27 protein-coding genes, 2 tRNA genes and 2 pseudogenes are annotated in these 13,499 nt (G+C 48.3%); 15 read left to right on the top strand and 16 right to left on the bottom strand.

Going from position 1 to position 13,499, the window contains the following annotated elements:
* The first annotated feature begins 71 nt into the window (after positions 1 to 71).
* Entirely contained in the window at positions 72 to 494 is a 423-nt protein-coding gene (locus O3W44_RS02375) for a GNAT family N-acetyltransferase (protein WP_269291844.1), read from the top strand.
* Here the strand turns inward: O3W44_RS02375 and O3W44_RS02380 are convergent.
* The 14 genes from O3W44_RS02380 to O3W44_RS02445 form a co-directional block, all read right to left on the bottom strand.
* Positions 491 to 751, bottom strand: a complete 261-nt coding sequence (locus O3W44_RS02380) for a pyocin activator PrtN family protein (protein ID WP_269291845.1) — start codon at positions 749 to 751, stop codon at positions 491 to 493. The genes O3W44_RS02375 and O3W44_RS02380 overlap by 4 nt on opposite strands.
* Positions 751 to 1,011, bottom strand: a complete 261-nt coding sequence (locus tag O3W44_RS02385) for a hypothetical protein (RefSeq protein ID WP_269291846.1) — start codon at positions 1,009 to 1,011, stop codon at positions 751 to 753. The genes O3W44_RS02380 and O3W44_RS02385 overlap by 1 nt, the downstream gene beginning before the upstream one ends.
* Positions 1,011 to 1,343, bottom strand: coding sequence for a hypothetical protein (locus tag O3W44_RS02390; protein WP_269291847.1), 333 nt, complete (start codon positions 1,341 to 1,343; stop codon positions 1,011 to 1,013). Before O3W44_RS02390 ends, O3W44_RS02385 begins: the two co-directional genes overlap by 1 nt.
* A complete protein-coding gene (locus tag O3W44_RS02395) occupies positions 1,340 to 1,561 on the bottom strand; it encodes a hypothetical protein (RefSeq protein WP_269291848.1) in 222 nt (73 codons plus the stop codon). The genes O3W44_RS02390 and O3W44_RS02395 overlap by 4 nt, the downstream gene beginning before the upstream one ends.
* Complete coding sequence (locus O3W44_RS02400) at positions 1,551 to 1,982, bottom strand: hypothetical protein (RefSeq protein ID WP_269291849.1); 432 nt, start codon at positions 1,980 to 1,982, stop codon at positions 1,551 to 1,553. Before O3W44_RS02400 ends, O3W44_RS02395 begins: the two co-directional genes overlap by 11 nt.
* Positions 1,969 to 2,808 carry an ORF6N domain-containing protein gene (locus O3W44_RS02405; protein WP_269291850.1) on the bottom strand — a complete coding sequence of 280 codons (840 nt, stop codon included), beginning with the start codon at positions 2,806 to 2,808 and terminating at the stop codon, positions 1,969 to 1,971. Before O3W44_RS02405 ends, O3W44_RS02400 begins: the two co-directional genes overlap by 14 nt.
* An 11-nt stretch (positions 2,809 to 2,819) precedes the next feature.
* Positions 2,820 to 3,206, bottom strand: coding sequence for a hypothetical protein (locus tag O3W44_RS02410; protein WP_269291851.1), 387 nt, complete (start codon positions 3,204 to 3,206; stop codon positions 2,820 to 2,822).
* Positions 3,203 to 3,424, bottom strand: coding sequence for a ParE family toxin-like protein (locus O3W44_RS02415; RefSeq protein ID WP_269291852.1), 222 nt, complete (start codon positions 3,422 to 3,424; stop codon positions 3,203 to 3,205). Before O3W44_RS02415 ends, O3W44_RS02410 begins: the two co-directional genes overlap by 4 nt.
* Positions 3,421 to 3,765: a hypothetical protein gene (locus O3W44_RS02420; protein ID WP_269291853.1), complete on the bottom strand. Its 345-nt coding sequence runs from the start codon at positions 3,763 to 3,765 to the stop codon at positions 3,421 to 3,423. Before O3W44_RS02420 ends, O3W44_RS02415 begins: the two co-directional genes overlap by 4 nt.
* Positions 3,766 to 3,777: 12 nt before the next feature.
* Complete coding sequence (locus tag O3W44_RS02425) at positions 3,778 to 3,969, bottom strand: hypothetical protein (protein ID WP_269291854.1); 192 nt, start codon at positions 3,967 to 3,969, stop codon at positions 3,778 to 3,780.
* A 111-nt stretch (positions 3,970 to 4,080) separates the two neighbouring features.
* Positions 4,081 to 4,434 (bottom strand): S24 family peptidase, encoded by a 354-nt coding sequence (locus O3W44_RS02430; RefSeq protein WP_269291855.1) that lies wholly within the window; start codon positions 4,432 to 4,434, stop codon positions 4,081 to 4,083.
* Positions 4,435 to 4,507: 73 nt separating this feature from the next.
* Complete coding sequence (locus O3W44_RS02435) at positions 4,508 to 4,702, bottom strand: hypothetical protein (RefSeq protein WP_269291856.1); 195 nt, start codon at positions 4,700 to 4,702, stop codon at positions 4,508 to 4,510.
* The gene (locus O3W44_RS02440) at positions 4,699 to 4,914 is read right to left on the bottom strand and encodes a hypothetical protein (RefSeq protein ID WP_269291857.1); all 216 of its coding nucleotides are present in this window, start codon (positions 4,912 to 4,914) and stop codon (positions 4,699 to 4,701) included. Before O3W44_RS02440 ends, O3W44_RS02435 begins: the two co-directional genes overlap by 4 nt.
* A gap of 235 nt (positions 4,915 to 5,149) precedes the next feature.
* Positions 5,150 to 5,809, bottom strand: a complete 660-nt coding sequence (locus O3W44_RS02445) for a LexA family protein (RefSeq protein ID WP_269291858.1) — start codon at positions 5,807 to 5,809, stop codon at positions 5,150 to 5,152.
* Between the two features lie 113 nt (positions 5,810 to 5,922).
* On the opposite strand from O3W44_RS02445, the gene O3W44_RS02450 reads away from it, so the two are divergent.
* The 13 genes and pseudogenes from O3W44_RS02450 to lysC all read left to right on the top strand — a co-directional run bounded on the left by O3W44_RS02450 (position 5,923) and on the right by lysC (position 12,673).
* Complete coding sequence (locus tag O3W44_RS02450; protein ID WP_269291859.1) at positions 5,923 to 6,180, top strand: helix-turn-helix transcriptional regulator; 258 nt, start codon at positions 5,923 to 5,925, stop codon at positions 6,178 to 6,180.
* A gap of 3 nt (positions 6,181 to 6,183) precedes the next feature.
* Positions 6,184 to 7,037, top strand: a pseudogene (locus tag O3W44_RS02455) (helix-turn-helix domain-containing protein).
* A 184-nt stretch (positions 7,038 to 7,221) separates the two neighbouring features.
* Positions 7,222 to 7,917 (top strand): ATP-binding protein, encoded by a 696-nt coding sequence (locus O3W44_RS02460; RefSeq protein ID WP_269291860.1) that lies wholly within the window; start codon positions 7,222 to 7,224, stop codon positions 7,915 to 7,917.
* A pseudogene (locus O3W44_RS02465) lies at positions 7,914 to 9,286 on the top strand (replicative DNA helicase). The gene O3W44_RS02460 and the pseudogene O3W44_RS02465 overlap by 4 nt, the downstream one beginning before the upstream one ends.
* Complete coding sequence (locus O3W44_RS02470; RefSeq protein WP_269291861.1) at positions 9,286 to 9,690, top strand: antiterminator Q family protein; 405 nt, start codon at positions 9,286 to 9,288, stop codon at positions 9,688 to 9,690. Before O3W44_RS02465 ends, O3W44_RS02470 begins: the two are co-directional and overlap by 1 nt.
* Before the next feature lie 248 nt (positions 9,691 to 9,938).
* On the top strand, positions 9,939 to 10,367 hold the full coding sequence (locus tag O3W44_RS02475; protein WP_269291862.1) for a tellurite resistance TerB family protein: 429 nt from the start codon (positions 9,939 to 9,941) through the stop codon (positions 10,365 to 10,367).
* On the top strand, positions 10,364 to 10,522 hold the full coding sequence (locus O3W44_RS02480; RefSeq protein WP_269291863.1) for a DUF3927 family protein: 159 nt from the start codon (positions 10,364 to 10,366) through the stop codon (positions 10,520 to 10,522). The genes O3W44_RS02475 and O3W44_RS02480 overlap by 4 nt, the downstream gene beginning before the upstream one ends.
* Positions 10,523 to 10,598, top strand: a tRNA-Pro gene (locus O3W44_RS02485).
* A 177-nt stretch (positions 10,599 to 10,775) separates the two neighbouring features.
* Positions 10,776 to 10,847, top strand: a tRNA-OTHER gene (locus O3W44_RS02490).
* A gap of 245 nt (positions 10,848 to 11,092) precedes the next feature.
* The gene (locus O3W44_RS02495; RefSeq protein WP_269294349.1) at positions 11,093 to 11,407 is read left to right on the top strand and encodes a phage holin family protein; all 315 of its coding nucleotides are present in this window, start codon (positions 11,093 to 11,095) and stop codon (positions 11,405 to 11,407) included.
* Between the two features lie 21 nt (positions 11,408 to 11,428).
* Positions 11,429 to 12,061: a glycoside hydrolase family 19 protein gene (locus tag O3W44_RS02500; protein ID WP_269291864.1), complete on the top strand. Its 633-nt coding sequence runs from the start codon at positions 11,429 to 11,431 to the stop codon at positions 12,059 to 12,061.
* Complete coding sequence (locus O3W44_RS02505; protein WP_269291865.1) at positions 12,049 to 12,504, top strand: Rz lytic protein; 456 nt, start codon at positions 12,049 to 12,051, stop codon at positions 12,502 to 12,504. Before O3W44_RS02500 ends, O3W44_RS02505 begins: the two co-directional genes overlap by 13 nt.
* Entirely contained in the window at positions 12,401 to 12,673 is a 273-nt protein-coding gene (gene lysC, locus O3W44_RS24855; RefSeq protein ID WP_442954592.1) for an Rz1-like lysis system protein LysC, read from the top strand. Before O3W44_RS02505 ends, lysC begins: the two co-directional genes overlap by 104 nt.
* Here lysC and O3W44_RS02510 read toward each other — a convergent pair.
* Entirely contained in the window at positions 12,647 to 12,853 is a 207-nt protein-coding gene (locus O3W44_RS02510; protein WP_269291866.1) for a HEAT repeat domain-containing protein, read from the bottom strand. The two genes, lysC and O3W44_RS02510, sit on opposite strands and share 27 nt — an antisense overlap.
* A gap of 29 nt (positions 12,854 to 12,882) precedes the next feature.
* Positions 12,883 to 13,086 (bottom strand): hypothetical protein, encoded by a 204-nt coding sequence (locus O3W44_RS02515; RefSeq protein WP_269291867.1) that lies wholly within the window; start codon positions 13,084 to 13,086, stop codon positions 12,883 to 12,885.
* Positions 13,087 to 13,197: 111 nt separating this feature from the next.
* Between O3W44_RS02515 and O3W44_RS02520 the strand changes: the two genes are divergently transcribed.
* On the top strand, positions 13,198 to 13,488 hold the full coding sequence (locus O3W44_RS02520) for an HNH endonuclease (RefSeq protein ID WP_269291868.1): 291 nt from the start codon (positions 13,198 to 13,200) through the stop codon (positions 13,486 to 13,488).
* The last annotated feature ends 11 nt before the right edge of the window (positions 13,489 to 13,499 follow it).

Below are 13,499 nucleotides of genomic sequence, written 5' to 3' on the forward strand. Positions count from 1 at the left end.
AAAGGGGGCTCATGGGGACCTGAACTATGTAAAGTAAACCCAAAATAACCAGTAATCAACAGGAATAAACGTTGCATTTTATATCTTATGAATGGCCTACTCTTGTAGCAGAACAATATGCCCAGCAAATACGAAGCGTTCTAGCAAATGATAACGAATGTCCTTTCGATACATTTCGCGGACAGCGAGCGGTTATGTTTGGATTGTTAAAAGAAGATGCGGATGGGGTAAGGGTAACGGTTCTCTTAGATGAAGATCACGTTCTTGGTTATGCTCTTTACAACTCAGCCGAACTAAGCGACATATATGTTTTTCCCGAATACAGGGGTAATAACTATGGTGGTAAGTTGCTAGATGCTGTGAAATCGTGGTATTGCAGGGAAGAAATTGATGATGTGGATATCACGGTTCTCGGTACTGAGCAAGCCCGGCGTTTTTGGCAAGACCGGGCTATATTTGGTGGAATTGGTGAGTGCAAGCTGAAGTTTGATTAGCTTCCGCTATTTACCACCTGATGCATACTTCTGCTTTCTGACCTTTGTTTATCAATGAATTCTGCTAAATCTGCTATATGAATCATTCTCGGTGCTTTCTGACTATCTCCGGTTCGAAATGTAGGAATTGGCAGCCTGTTCTCAGCCGCTTTTCTTTCAGCTGTGGCTGATTTCATTCCGAAATATTTTTCACACACCTGGCTCAGCGGAACGGTAGCGGTTTCATACTCAGCCATAAGCAAAAACATTGTATTCATTAAACCGCTCCTATTGCTTTTTCAACCACACGGTAAACACGCTTACGCGGCTTTTTCTTTGGCGCAACCCTAACCGGCGCAACCTGCGGAGCTGGTGGTCGCGAAACGTTCTGTCCGTTACGCATATACCGTTTGCCGTTCATGTTCCAGATAATTCGCTGAGTATGGTCGCATCCGTCATCAAATTTTACGCTTGCGTCTGCCTGGCGGGCTTCAATCTCCGTAATTGACAGGTTCGAAAGCTTGCGAGTGGTTGGCATCAGATAGCCTCCTTTGAAAAACCCGCAGCCAGAATGCTTTTTGCCACTTTGGCTGGGTCTGCCTTGCACCATGAGTCGTCTTCATCCTCTGTCAGAACGGCTTTCATCAGCTCATTTTGAAGAACGGAATCATAACTTTTCGGCCAAAAGTCAGTTGGCATGTCAAAAGATTCACAATAAAAGAACGTGTCGATGGTGATCTGTGCAGCTTCCTGCTCAGTACGAGGCGGCTGGCGGTATCCTGCCTCCCATACCACATCAACTACTGCAGACGGATCACCCTTTGCCGACTTCACTAGGGCCATCAGTTCAAAAATGTTTTCTGTGCTCACTTTGCCTCCACGTTGATAGCTGCTTTATAGGCACGCAGACTACGATTTGCCGGTCCACTGATGACTGTTTTGCGGATGAAGATGCCTGACGTTCTGGCCGTCACATCAGCCGAGAGCAGGGCGGCATCTACCGCCCGGTTGTGTTTGCGGAACTCAAACAGGCTGCTGGTGATGGTCAGGGTTGCCACGGCACCTTGATCCTTAAATTCAAATTTCATCAGCCAGCTCCTTTTTAATCATCGCCTCAACCACATCCTGCCCACCCATGTCCTGGACCATTTCACCGTAGCGATTAAAGCAGGCATTCATCCATCGGATACCTCGCGGCTTAAGCTGCGGCACCGTTCCCCAGTCAACGAAATCTGAGTTTGACCGAAACGTAAATGCGTCAATATCCAATAGGGTGATGTATCGGGCACGGCGCTCTTTAAGCCCCATACCTTTTTCCGTCAGGTGAGTATCAATAAAACCTTGCACCGCGTGCTGGCTCAGCGAGATATCACCATACTGATGACGGTACACCGGGCGACGATGCATACTTACCAGGTGAAACAGGTAAGCATCGGCCAGCCACTGCAAAGCCTGCTGGTGGCTCTGCTGCAGCGTATTACTGTATGAGTAGGGTTCACGCTTTGGCACGGTCAGCCTCCGGTGTGTAAATTGCTTTGTCATGGCTGAATTCACCGTTCCATGTCTTTTTCATTGGCAATTCGCCCTTCATATAAAGCTGATAAATTCGGTGGCAACCGCCTTCAAGAAGGACAGGGGAAAAGCGCGTGAAAGTTTCCATACCGTGCGGTGTGACTTGAGTTTTATCCTCGGTCAGATATTTATCCCGCGCATAGCTCGCCACGCGCCACCGAGGGTCTTTCTCTGGATCACGCTGCTCGTTGTAAACCCACTCACGCCCGAAAGCCCACCACATCATTTTGCTGACATTTACGCCGTTCAGGCCTTTGCAAAAGGCAGGGATAGTCATCCCTTTGGTGAAGTGTTTCTCCAGGCTACCAACTGTTGCGGTAAGCGCGATGTTTTCTCCTGCCAGCCGCTGGTTATCTTCGGAGTAGTTCATCAGCAGCCCCCGGAGTGTTGCTGGGTCGCTCAGCATCCGCATTGCATCAACTGGCTGCTGGGTCTTTGATTCCAGGGTAAACCAGCGATCAATAACGGCCGCACGGCGCACAACGTCATAACCGGTGATAAGTATTTCAGTGTGGCGGCGGTTCAGTAGCAGCTCCGACACATACCCCCGACTGTCAATTTTCGCGATCGCCCCATCCAAAATTTCAACCGGTTGTTTTTTATGATGATTGAAATTCCAATCATCCTTTCCGATCCCGTACAGTTGAAAGATGAGCGTCCAGACATCGGCATGAATGTTACCGAGTGTTTTTCCGGTCAACTGGGCAACCTCTTTCGTGCTCATCATCGCTGCTGGCGTAGGGCTGGTAATTTCATTTTTCATAGCGATCACCCTCAGTACGGTTTGTTAGCCAGGTGAACGGCATATTGCTGTTTGATTTCTTCATGCTTCTTCACCCAAATTTGAAACTCGCGTTTCTTTGTCAGGATGCGGCGAATACGGCGGACGCAACGATTGTGAGCAAAAAGGTATTGCTGGGTGTGCTGGCCGATGTGATGAATGGTTACGCCATCCTGTTGAACAGGCGTATCCGGCTCGTTGGTATCAATGCAGGCACGATGAAAGGTTTTGGTAACCATATAATGCGCCAGATTATTGATTGCCGCGCTTCGGCTCAGGCAGCGTTTTGAATAGCCGTGACGTGTCACAACGAATACCGGCGACTGAACGATGCGAAATGATTCGTCGATTGCATCTTCTTTAATTACTGTGAGTTTCATTTTCCGTCCTTAACGCCGTTATAGGTTTCGTGAGTCATTAACTGCCAGTCTTTGCCGCCGTTCCGAGAGAGCAGGCGCCAGCGCGGATTAACTGCCAGACTGAGAAATCCAGTGCTGCGAATGCGGCAGGGAAATATCCGTCGCTTGCGGTACTGAATTAATTTTTTGGTTGCCTGAACGATTACCCATTCAGGTGCTTTCAATGTGGTGAGCGTCATTTATCGCTCCGTTGCTGAAATGCCAGTTCAGTCAGGTTTGAAATAAGCGCATCCATAAACCCCTCACCGATAGCCGACAACTTCCCTGATTTAATCTTCACGCACTCGCTGTAGGTTTCCGCTATTTCGCGTTCTGCGGCATCGCCAGAGATCGTTTTCTTCACAGAGTTTTCAAATAATTTAATTAACGCTTTGGTAACTGTTTCGGAATCAAGCTGCACCGTTGTAATCGATCCGTCTGGCAATTTAGCCGCTATCATCATTGAGCCAGTTTTACGAACAAGTTCAGACAGGAAAATATTAACTAACCGCGCACGGTTTTTTTCTACGATGGTTGTCATTTGCTTATTTCCTTATCCTGACGGGTTTCCTCTGCCTGCAAGAAAAAAATGAACTTTAGCCGCCATGTTATAAGCCGGGCCAACTACAGGGTCATTTACAGGTAACCCACTGCCTGTTCCACGTTCAAATAACAGTTCAATCAGGGCCGTCAGTTGTCCAGCCAGTTCTGATGCTTCACAAATAATTAATTCATCTGTTTTCATTATTTGATCCCATAAGCAGCACGAAGATAAAGACTGGCAATTACCCACTCACCAGCGTTACGGAAAGTGATGGCCTTTCGGAAAGCTTCCTGGTTTTGAATGAAAGTCATTTTAATGTCTCAGAATTTCCTGACTTACCACAACGCGGCCAACAACCATAAGGTACTTTGCCTCTTCTGTACTGATGTCCCGGGTAATATAGTGACGACTGGTGGGAATGACGCGTATCTTGTCTGCCATGAACTGCAATCGCTTAACCATGAAGCAATTGCCCCACCAGAACGCGTAAATACCGTCTTCGAAAAATTTCAGTTGAGTGTCGATGGCGATCTGCTCGCCCAGTTCGATTTCTCCCTGCATAGTGTCGTCAGGCATGGAAGCAATAATCGGGGCAGCCTGAGAAGTAATAACTCCCATTACTGCCTCTTCTTTTTTATTTCCGAACGGCGCAATAAGTGTATTCATTATTAAATTCACTCTGAAAATTGGTTGTGGAATTCCCCAGCGCAGGCGCTGTTATATATTCCGTTTCAATTAATTAGTTAAGTTTAAAGAGAGCGGCTTCCAGATTTTCTAATGTCCTGTAGCCATCCCGGACACTCACGCCTATGATAGAAATCAGATCTACAGCTTTCGCGTTCCCACAATTTATATAAGCAAACTCCAGAGTGGAAAGAGCGTCTCGCAATTCAGAAATTCGCTCGTCAATCTGAGAAGATAATTCAGAATTCATAATTTATTCTCCGGCCATGCAGAGCCAAACTCTTCGTTTAAGCAGCGTAGATTGTTGTTTAGCTGGTTAATACAAAGCTGAATCAATGCTGCTGACTGATATGAAGTGTCTGGATCTTTCTCAGCGAACTTGAGTGAATTGATAACCATATCAATATCACTAGAAATTTTTTGCAGAACAGGACCTTTATTACTTTGAATTTGAGGGGGCATGGATTTTCCTCCGTCTTTGCTATGAGGTTAATCCTACAAAACGTATAGTGATGCGTCAACACAATATGTACATTTATTTTTGACTTCATACGATATGTTTGGGAAATATAGAATTGCTATCTGCCAAACCGTATTAATTATTTCAGAAACTATTAACTAACTAATAATAACTTAGGTATGTAAGATCGAAAAAAAAGCCGCTAAATGCGGCTTCGTTTTATCTATAATAAATTGATTATTTGAATGTTTCTTCAGGCCACTGGGCCTTAACGACTTTCCCGATAACGCGGCAACTATGGTCGCAGTCTAGTATCCGGTAAGAAGGATTGAGCGGAACCAGATAGCTAACGCCACCATCCATCTCATATTTTTTGAATGTTACTTCAGAGTCTCCATTGGCCGAAGCAACACAAAAGTCTCCGGATACAACGGTTTCAGCTGGATCAACCAGGATAAGCATTCCCTCTGGGAAGCTCGGACGAACGCCTTGTGGCGCGGTCATTGAATGGCCTTTTACCTCAAGCCAAAAGGCTTTATCACTAGCTTTCTTGGTTGTTGCCACCCATTCTTTTGCATCACTGGCTGTATAGCTTCCCACTTCGGAGAAAGGACCCGCCTGTACATGCGCAAACAAAGGGTAATCATATTGTGGCTTAGCGGGAGGCGGCTCAGTGTAGCTGCCTATAGTGAAAGTTCCATCAGGGTTGATTGAAGCCCCGCTAATCCCAAGTATTTCAAATATTTTCCCTACTTCAGCTAAAGACGGGCTCCTGCGACCATTCAGCCAGTGACCCATCGCACCCTGAGTTACACCTAACTTCTCAGAGAGTTCAGACTGGGTCATGCCCATCGAAGATAATCTGGCTTTAGCCAGTTCATACCAATGTGTTTTCATAGCCTAAATAATACGCTTTGTGTGTGTAGTTTCAATGCACAATATGTACAGTTTTGTTGTGAAAGTAAACTACATATTGTATAGTTTGCTCATGAATCAGTGAGGAAAGCTACATGAGCAACCTTAAATCCATCCGTTTGGGACTCAAAATGTCCCAGAAGCAGTTGGCCGAAGCAATCGGTCAGACTCCCTCTTCAGTAGGCCATTATGAATCTGGTCGTCGCTCCCCGGATATTGGTACTTGTCATTCGATTATCAGTGCCTTTAACCGCCTCGGACAAAAAGTGACGTTCGAAGAAATTTTTCCTCAGCCAGCAAATGCGAAGAGTTCAACCCGTTCCCTGGCTCGTTCAGGCTCGAAAGGAGTTTAACTCATGAGTATGGAACTTATGGTTAAGGTAATGAAAATTAAAGTAGGTAACCCGCTGCGTAAGCTGGTCCTGCTTAAACTGGCTGATAATGCCAACGACAAAGGAGAATGCTGGCCTTCTTATCAGCATATTGCTGACCAGTGCGAAATAGCGCGATCTTCCGTCAAATCTCATGTTCGTGCGCTGGAAGATATGGGGTTTCTGAGAAGAGAGTTCCGTAAAAATGGTGAGCTTAACCAGTCAAACCTGTTTCATCTTAATCTTGATAACCCTGCAGCTAAGACTTCCAACAAGGGTGGGGCAGGAAATGACCTAGGTCAGCAAATAACCCAGGTGGGGCGGGAAATGACCGAGGGTGGGGCAGGAGCTGCCCTGGGGGTGGGGCAGGAGCTGCCCCCAGAATCAGTCACTCTTTTGAATCAATCAAAGAACCAGTCATTGAACCTAAATCTATTGGTGCACAGGCTGAGGCCTGCACACCGAAAAAGGGTTCTGGTCAGGTTTATTCAGTTGAGTTTGAAAATGCCTGGCAGGCATATCCGAAACGCTCTGGCGGTAATCCGAAGCCATCAGCCTGGAAAGCCTGGAATGCCCGCCTGCGTGAAGGGGTAAGCATAGAATCGATGCTGGCTGGCGTTCAGCGTTATGCGGATTTTGCTGAGGCTACGGGCAAGGCGGGAACAGAGTACGTAAAACAGGCTACAACCTTTTTCGGTCCCGATCGTCATTTTGAGGAGGCCTGGCAGGCGCCATCACTTCAGCCGAAGCAGGCATCCTCACAGCAAAAACACAGCGGCTTTTCAGAACGCGATTACGGCGTAACACAAACCCCTGCATGGGCAAGAGGTGCTAAATGACATATTTCAAAGCAGATAACCGCAAAAGAGAAATCGCCGGTCTCAAAACACAACTGGCAACACTGACAGAAGAACTGGAGCTTTCGAGCGGAAAGGTGGCACCCATTGACCGCTGCTTCGACAAAAAGAAGAACGCACAGCCCGTTGCCAGACACACGGTGAATTCCAGCAGGTACGCATCTGGATGGAATATGGCGAACGTGTTTCTGAAAAGCTATCCCGCTGCCCTGCATGTATACGCCAAGAATTTGAAGCTACCGAACGCAAAAAACGTCAGATCCAGTCAGATATCCTCATTGATGAGGCTGGCATTCCTGAAAGGTTTGCATCATGTGAACTGGCTAGCTACGAGCCGGTAAACGCGAAGGCAAAGAACAATCTCGACCTTATCAGGTCTTACGCTGATGCCTGGCCGGAAATGTATCAGAACGGGACAAGCCTCATTTTCAGTGGCAAACCCGGCACAGGGAAAAATCATCTCGCGGTGGCACTGACTAAAGAAATTATCCGGAATCATCAAGCCAGCGTATTGCTCACATCAGTGATGCGCATTATCCGCGCCGTTCGTCGCACCTGGGCAAAAGACAGCGAGCGCAGCGAAGAAGACGTAATCGCACATTACACCAGCCGCGATTTGCTTGTCATTGATGAAGTGGGCATTCAGTACGGCAGTGATTCTGAAATGATCATCCTGTTCGATATTCTCAACACCCGTTACGAGCGCATGCTTCCCACAATCATCATCAGTAACCTGACCCCGAATGAAATCTCATCGGTAATTGGTGAGCGTCTGACTGATCGTATGGTTGAAGGTGGCGGCACGACAGTCATTTTCGACTGGCAGAGCTTTCGCAGCCAGAAAGGAGTGACAGCGGTATGAGTCAGGTTCTGTGGCGCGATCAGGAAATGGAGGCTGCGGTTATCGGCGCTATGTTGCTTCGGGGGCTGACGCTGAGGTTATGGATGTGATTGCGTCCATGCCGGAAACCGCATTCAACTTCAGTCAGTATCGCGAAATATTCAAAGCGATTGGCGCGCAGGCACGCAGCAAAGGGGTGATTGACCCTATTCTTGTCAGCGAACAGTTGCCGGAACACAGTTCCCTGATTGCAGAAGCTGGCCGCATCGTCTGGGCCAAATCCTCGCTGAAGTCTTATTCTCGGCAGATGCTGCGTAATGCCGCTCTGCGGGATGCTCAGAGCGCCTTGGGCAATGCGCTGGCAAAGCTTGAAAGCGCACCTAACAGCGATACTGGGATAGCGGCGCTACAGGAGGTTAAGACGCTGGTGGCAGCGATTGAAACAGATGCGGATGCGGTGAGGCCGGTAAGCATTGATGAACTTCTTCCCTCGATCATCACGCGACTTGAAGAGAAGATTGAAGGCAGGAGTGAAGGGCGAACTGTTCTGACCGGCATTGAAGAGCTGGACGCCGTTACCGGTGGGTTTGATCAGACGGACCTGATTTTACTGGCAGCCCGGCCCTCAATGGGCAAAACGGAAATGATGCTGGATATCACAGATAAAATATCAGCTGAGGGCGGCGGAGTGCTGTTGTTCAGTATGGAGATGAGTGCTGTCCAGATAGCTGAGCGTCAGGTTACTGCTGCTGGCGGGCTTTCCGCCTCGAAGCTCAAATCTGCTGAGAAACTACAGGATGAGGACTGGGCCAGAATCAGCAGCGGGATCGGCAGAATGACCGGGCGCCCAATCTGGATGGTTGACGCTACCGATCTGAACGTTGAGCAAATCAAACAAATCGCGATTAAGCACAAGCGGGCTCATCCCGAAACCGCGCTGGTGGCAATTGATTATCTCCGCCTGATCAAACTTCAGGGTAGCAGCCGCCATGATCTGGCAGTGGGGGAGGTTTCAAAAGGGCTCAAGTCGCTGGCCAAGATTAACCGAACGCCAGTTATTGCCCTGAGCCAGCTTTCCCGGAGCGTTGAACAGCGCGTCAGTAAAAGACCGGTGAATGCTGACCTTAAAGACTCCGGTGAAATAGAAGCAGATGCTGACATCATCATGATGCTTTACCGGGATGAAGTATACGATCCGGAGTCACCGGCACGTGGCATTGCAGAAATAAACATTACCAAGAACAGAAATGGCGCGCTGGGAACGGTATACCGTCGGTTTCATAACGGTCACTTTCACCATATTGATCAGGCTGAAGCTCAGAACCTCAGTCGTGAGCAGCAGGAACAGCCAGTCAGTAACCGCAGATATTCGAAGAGAGGGGCAGCATAATGCGTGATATTCAGATGGTGCTTGAACGATGGGGAGCATGGGCTACCAGCGGTGACACAAACATTGGCTACCCGCGCACTGCTGCCGGCCTATCACGCCTTCTTCCTGCCAGCCGGGCCGGGCGTCCGTCATGCTGTGACGATGATGGCATGTTTATTAATGAAGCAATGATCCGCTTGAGCAAACACGATGAATATCTTTGTGCAATTTTGGAAAAATATTACATAGATGGAATGACACTCAGGGGCTGGAGAAAGTGCTGGGGATCTCTTACAACACTGTTTCGGTGCGCATTCAACAAGGCGAAAGTTTTATCCAGGGTGCGTTATGCGCTCTCGATATCAAGCTGGAAATGGACAGGGAATGTCAGAAAGAAAATATTTTGCCACCGAAGCTTAAATTAGTTGTGTCATGACAAAACCGCTATTAATCTGCTATGAGTTGTCACTACGCACTGACACATAACACTCGAAACCTCGCCAACTGGCGGGGTTTTTTATGCCTGTAATTCTTCTTTTGTTCCTCTCGCCACGTCCGGCGAACTAAAAACCACAGAGCCTTTCAGGGGTGAGCCATAGGGATCGTCAGTGTGACATTCTCTGTGGGCTGACTACTCCTGGGCGCTGGCTCACCCTCTAAAAGGAAAGTCACTATGTTCGGTTTCCGTAAGAAAGCTCGCAAAGCAGTAAGCGATATCAAGAAGTTTGAAAAGCGCGATTTGGCTCAGGCAGTAGTAAATGCAGCCTATCTGGTGGCCTATGCCGATGGCGAATGTGAGGCGTCTGAGAAAGCAAAGATTGAGCAGGTATTGCGTAATCAGCCAGCACTGGCTGCATTCACATCCGAGATCAATGCGATCAGCGCCACTATTGTTGGTCAGCTTGATACCAACTTTAAAATTGGTCGTCGTGCTGCGCTGCGTGAAATCGAAGACGTTAAGCATGACACCCGCGAAGCAGAAGATGTGCTCGACGTGGCGGTGGCAATAGCTGAGGTTGACGGCGAAGTTGAACCGGAAGAACGTAAGGTTCTGGAAGAGATCGCCAACGCTCTCGGGCTGCGTCTGGAAAACCATCTGTGATTACACAGGCCCGGTATGTGGCGATTGGCCTGCTGTTATTTCTGGTTATCGCGGTGGACTTCACCAGTAAGCTTTTGTCAGTGGTTGCTGATGGTGTGCTGGTGGCTGGGGTTGTTGTCCTGGCACTCCCTTTAATCAACGGAAAAAAGAAATAACCGTCATTGGCGTAGCAGGTAGCGCGGCTGGTTTGGGGCCAGCAGGTCGGGGGTTCAAATCCTTCATGACGGACCAACAGCAAAACACCTCGTCATAGTGGCGGGGTTATCTTGCATCAGGTGACTGAGTAACGTTCCAGTCCGTAAGCCTCACGAAACGGGGCGCACAACAGGAAAGAGCATCACCAGATGACAGGCTCATAACCTAATCCATCTGGTTCGGTGACTGCACACCGATTGGTGCTCTCTCCGTTGTGGTTTAGCTCAAACGGTAGAGCAATTGACCTGTGTCATTAGGTTGCCGGTTCGAATCCGGCCACCACAACAAATCTCAAATTCAATAACTTTTGAGATTGCTTGAGCTGAAATAAAACCCTGTGGCTGACGAGCCAGGCAGTTACCGCGTTTGCGTCAGGGTACTCATACAAGAAGGTCGCCATAGAGCGGCCTTTTTTCGTTTTTGCGTCCGGCCAAACAGCCTAAACCGACTCTTGCCGCAACTGGCCGAGACGCATCTTTTAATCCGACACACACGGCCACCCCAGATGAGGGAGGTGGAGATTGAAACGTATGCCAGATAAAGACCCTGGGTTCTGGGCGAGTCTTGTTGCCTGGCTTTATGCCCACAGAAACGAATCCGGCTACGCAGGACTGGCAGGCGTAATGGCAATTCTCCGCGCCACTTACCTCGGTAAAGACAGCTGGTCGAGACGACTACTTGATGCCGCTATGTGTAGCGTGTTCGCTTTTTTCTTCAGCCGACCCTTCAGGTCATCGGCTCAATATTCAACTGGAACTTCAGTGACGACACTACGCGCGTTGCTGCGGTGTTCCTTGGCTTTCTGGGTGTGGATTACATCTCATCAAAGATTCGCCGCCAGATAGATAAGCGCCTGGGAGATGGTGATGCTGACAGCCAGTAACTTTCAGAAGGCAACAAACGTAAGCAATACGCTGCGTGATAAGTGGTATCCGCACATTGCCGCCTGCATGTCAGCATTCCAAATCAGTACGCCGCTGCGTCAGGCTCACTTCCTTGCACAGACGGGCCATGAGTCAGCCGGGTTCCAGAAGGTTGAAGAAGGTCTGAATTACAGTGAGAACGCGCTGACCGCCATGTTTGGCAAGCGAATCACGCCAGAGCAGGCAAAAGCTTTTGGCCGTAACGCGCTGCACCCGGCAAACCAGAAGATGATCGCCAGCATCATTTATGCGAATCGTAATGGTAATGGCTTAGTTGATTCTGGTGACGGGTATCGCTACCGGGGAAGAGGGTTAATTCAGATTACCGGGAAGGATAATTACGCTGCACTGGTTAAACAGCTTGGCGCAGACGTGGTGGCTGACCCTGATTTAATTCTGGGCTATCGCTTTGCGGCGCTGTCTGCGGCTGCATGGTGGAAGAATCACGGATTAAACGAGATTGCTGACTCTGATGATGTTACCCGCATCACCAGAATCATTAACGGTGGCACATTCGGACTGGACGACAGGAAATCCCGCTTAATCAAAGCTAAGGGGATTCTATGTTCAAGGTAATCGGCTTTATCCGAAACAACTCTGGTCTGTTCATCATCGGTCTTATCTGCGTTGCACTCTGGGGGCTGAATGCCCGTAACTCACAACTGAGCGCCACGAACGAGCGGCTTGAGAAGCTCTCGAACAGTAAGGATGACCAGATAAACGATCTTCGTTCCAAGAACGACGATTTAGCCTCAAGTGTTAACGACCTGGTGAAAGCGGTAAATCAGCAGAACGCCGTAATGAGTCAGGTTACCGAACAACGCGCCGTGACAGCACAGCAGAACCGGAAACTACAGAATGAAATCAAGCGTTACCTTGAGGCGGACAAGTGTGCTGTTGCTCCTGTTCCCCCTAATGCTGCTGACCGGCTGCGCGAAGCAGCAAAAGCCGCTGGTGGAGTACCAGACAGTAAAGCAGCCACGGCTAAACCTTCCAGCGGAACTGACAAGCCCGATTGACGTGCCGCAGCCGCCAGAGCCTATGAACTTTGGTGACAGCGTGGCGTTAAACGCTGAACTATACGGCGTGCTGGCACAGTGCAATATTGATAGAGAAGCTATCAGGAAGATTGAGAGGGGGAGTCTCCCTCTAATTAGCACGTCATTTATTTCTAGATACTCGCCCTAATGCTTTAAGGGCTGCGATTTTTACATCATTATTCAAATTGGTACTCAAATCCAATAACTTTTGAATTACAGCGGGAGATGTATCAGCCGATTCACCTAAAGCATAAATAGCTGCAATCTTGATGTCGTTATCAAGTTCTGCGCATGCATCTAAAAGTCTTTTTCCTACTGCTGGGGTCATAAAAAATTCCTTGTTTATAGTTTGGATACTCAAATAAGACGATCAGGTTTATATGAATCCAGCCAAGAAGCTGCCTCAAGTATTTCCGAAATGCCACCACGATTAAGAATCTTTCTTACATTATCCAGATTATTAACAGCAATTGGTGATTTTAAATCTTCAATAACGCCTGCTGCGACTTTCACAAGGTATTCAAGATGTTCTTTACTCGGTTCGCCTTTTTTATCAGACAAAAGCATATCCTCAATTCTTCTAAGACTATGTGATCGTTAGCATCTTACTACAGTTTCATTTGGCATTAAGAACACTAATTGTTTTGTGTTCATTACTTAGCGGCGATGTTTATGGCTTCCAATTCACCCTGGCATAACCTCTACAACACAAGGCGTTGGTATCGCCTGCGCTATCACCAGCTTCAGAAGCAGCCACTGTGTGAGTTTCACCTCAAGCGTAATCAGGTGATATCCGCATCCATCGTTGACCACGTCAAACCTCACAAGGGCGATGGCGTACTGTTCCATGACCCGGAAAATTTGCAAAGTTTATGCAAACGCTGCCACGATTCAGTGAAGCAACGTATGGAAAAGGGTGGGACGGCGACCGAGTTCGACGATGAAGGTCGCGTTATCTGGTAACAGGAGCATCA

The sequence above is a fragment of the Pantoea sp. LMR881 genome, assembly GCF_027157825.1.
Lineage (GTDB): Bacteria > Pseudomonadota > Gammaproteobacteria > Enterobacterales > Enterobacteriaceae > Pantoea > Pantoea haifensis.

Coding starts and splice junctions, on each gene's coding strand:
- O3W44_RS02520 (WP_269291868.1), top strand. CDS start 13,198: ATGGCTTCCAATTCACCCTGGCATAACCTCTACAACACAAGGCGTTGG.
- O3W44_RS02460 (WP_269291860.1), top strand. CDS start 7,222: ATGGAATATGGCGAACGTGTTTCTGAAAAGCTATCCCGCTGCCCTGCA.
- O3W44_RS02415 (WP_269291852.1), bottom strand. CDS start 3,424: ATGACGCTCACCACATTGAAAGCACCTGAATGGGTAATCGTTCAGGCA.
- lysC (WP_442954592.1), top strand. CDS start 12,401: ATGCTGCTGACCGGCTGCGCGAAGCAGCAAAAGCCGCTGGTGGAGTAC.
- O3W44_RS02505 (WP_269291865.1), top strand. CDS start 12,049: ATGTTCAAGGTAATCGGCTTTATCCGAAACAACTCTGGTCTGTTCATC.
- O3W44_RS02470 (WP_269291861.1), top strand. CDS start 9,286: ATGCGTGATATTCAGATGGTGCTTGAACGATGGGGAGCATGGGCTACC.
- O3W44_RS02425 (WP_269291854.1), bottom strand. CDS start 3,969: ATGAAAACAGATGAATTAATTATTTGTGAAGCATCAGAACTGGCTGGA.
- O3W44_RS02475 (WP_269291862.1), top strand. CDS start 9,939: ATGTTCGGTTTCCGTAAGAAAGCTCGCAAAGCAGTAAGCGATATCAAG.
- O3W44_RS02440 (WP_269291857.1), bottom strand. CDS start 4,914: ATGCCCCCTCAAATTCAAAGTAATAAAGGTCCTGTTCTGCAAAAAATT.
- O3W44_RS02445 (WP_269291858.1), bottom strand. CDS start 5,809: ATGAAAACACATTGGTATGAACTGGCTAAAGCCAGATTATCTTCGATG.
- O3W44_RS02410 (WP_269291851.1), bottom strand. CDS start 3,206: ATGAAACTCACAGTAATTAAAGAAGATGCAATCGACGAATCATTTCGC.
- O3W44_RS02500 (WP_269291864.1), top strand. CDS start 11,429: ATGCTGACAGCCAGTAACTTTCAGAAGGCAACAAACGTAAGCAATACG.
- O3W44_RS02450 (WP_269291859.1), top strand. CDS start 5,923: ATGAGCAACCTTAAATCCATCCGTTTGGGACTCAAAATGTCCCAGAAG.
- O3W44_RS02430 (WP_269291855.1), bottom strand. CDS start 4,434: ATGAATACACTTATTGCGCCGTTCGGAAATAAAAAAGAAGAGGCAGTA.
- O3W44_RS02510 (WP_269291866.1), bottom strand. CDS start 12,853: ATGACCCCAGCAGTAGGAAAAAGACTTTTAGATGCATGCGCAGAACTT.
- O3W44_RS02405 (WP_269291850.1), bottom strand. CDS start 2,808: ATGAAAAATGAAATTACCAGCCCTACGCCAGCAGCGATGATGAGCACG.
- O3W44_RS02395 (WP_269291848.1), bottom strand. CDS start 1,561: ATGAAATTTGAATTTAAGGATCAAGGTGCCGTGGCAACCCTGACCATC.
- O3W44_RS02380 (WP_269291845.1), bottom strand. CDS start 751: ATGAATACAATGTTTTTGCTTATGGCTGAGTATGAAACCGCTACCGTT.
- O3W44_RS02495 (WP_269294349.1), top strand. CDS start 11,093: ATGCCAGATAAAGACCCTGGGTTCTGGGCGAGTCTTGTTGCCTGGCTT.
- O3W44_RS02420 (WP_269291853.1), bottom strand. CDS start 3,765: ATGACAACCATCGTAGAAAAAAACCGTGCGCGGTTAGTTAATATTTTC.
- O3W44_RS02435 (WP_269291856.1), bottom strand. CDS start 4,702: ATGAATTCTGAATTATCTTCTCAGATTGACGAGCGAATTTCTGAATTG.
- O3W44_RS02385 (WP_269291846.1), bottom strand. CDS start 1,011: ATGCCAACCACTCGCAAGCTTTCGAACCTGTCAATTACGGAGATTGAA.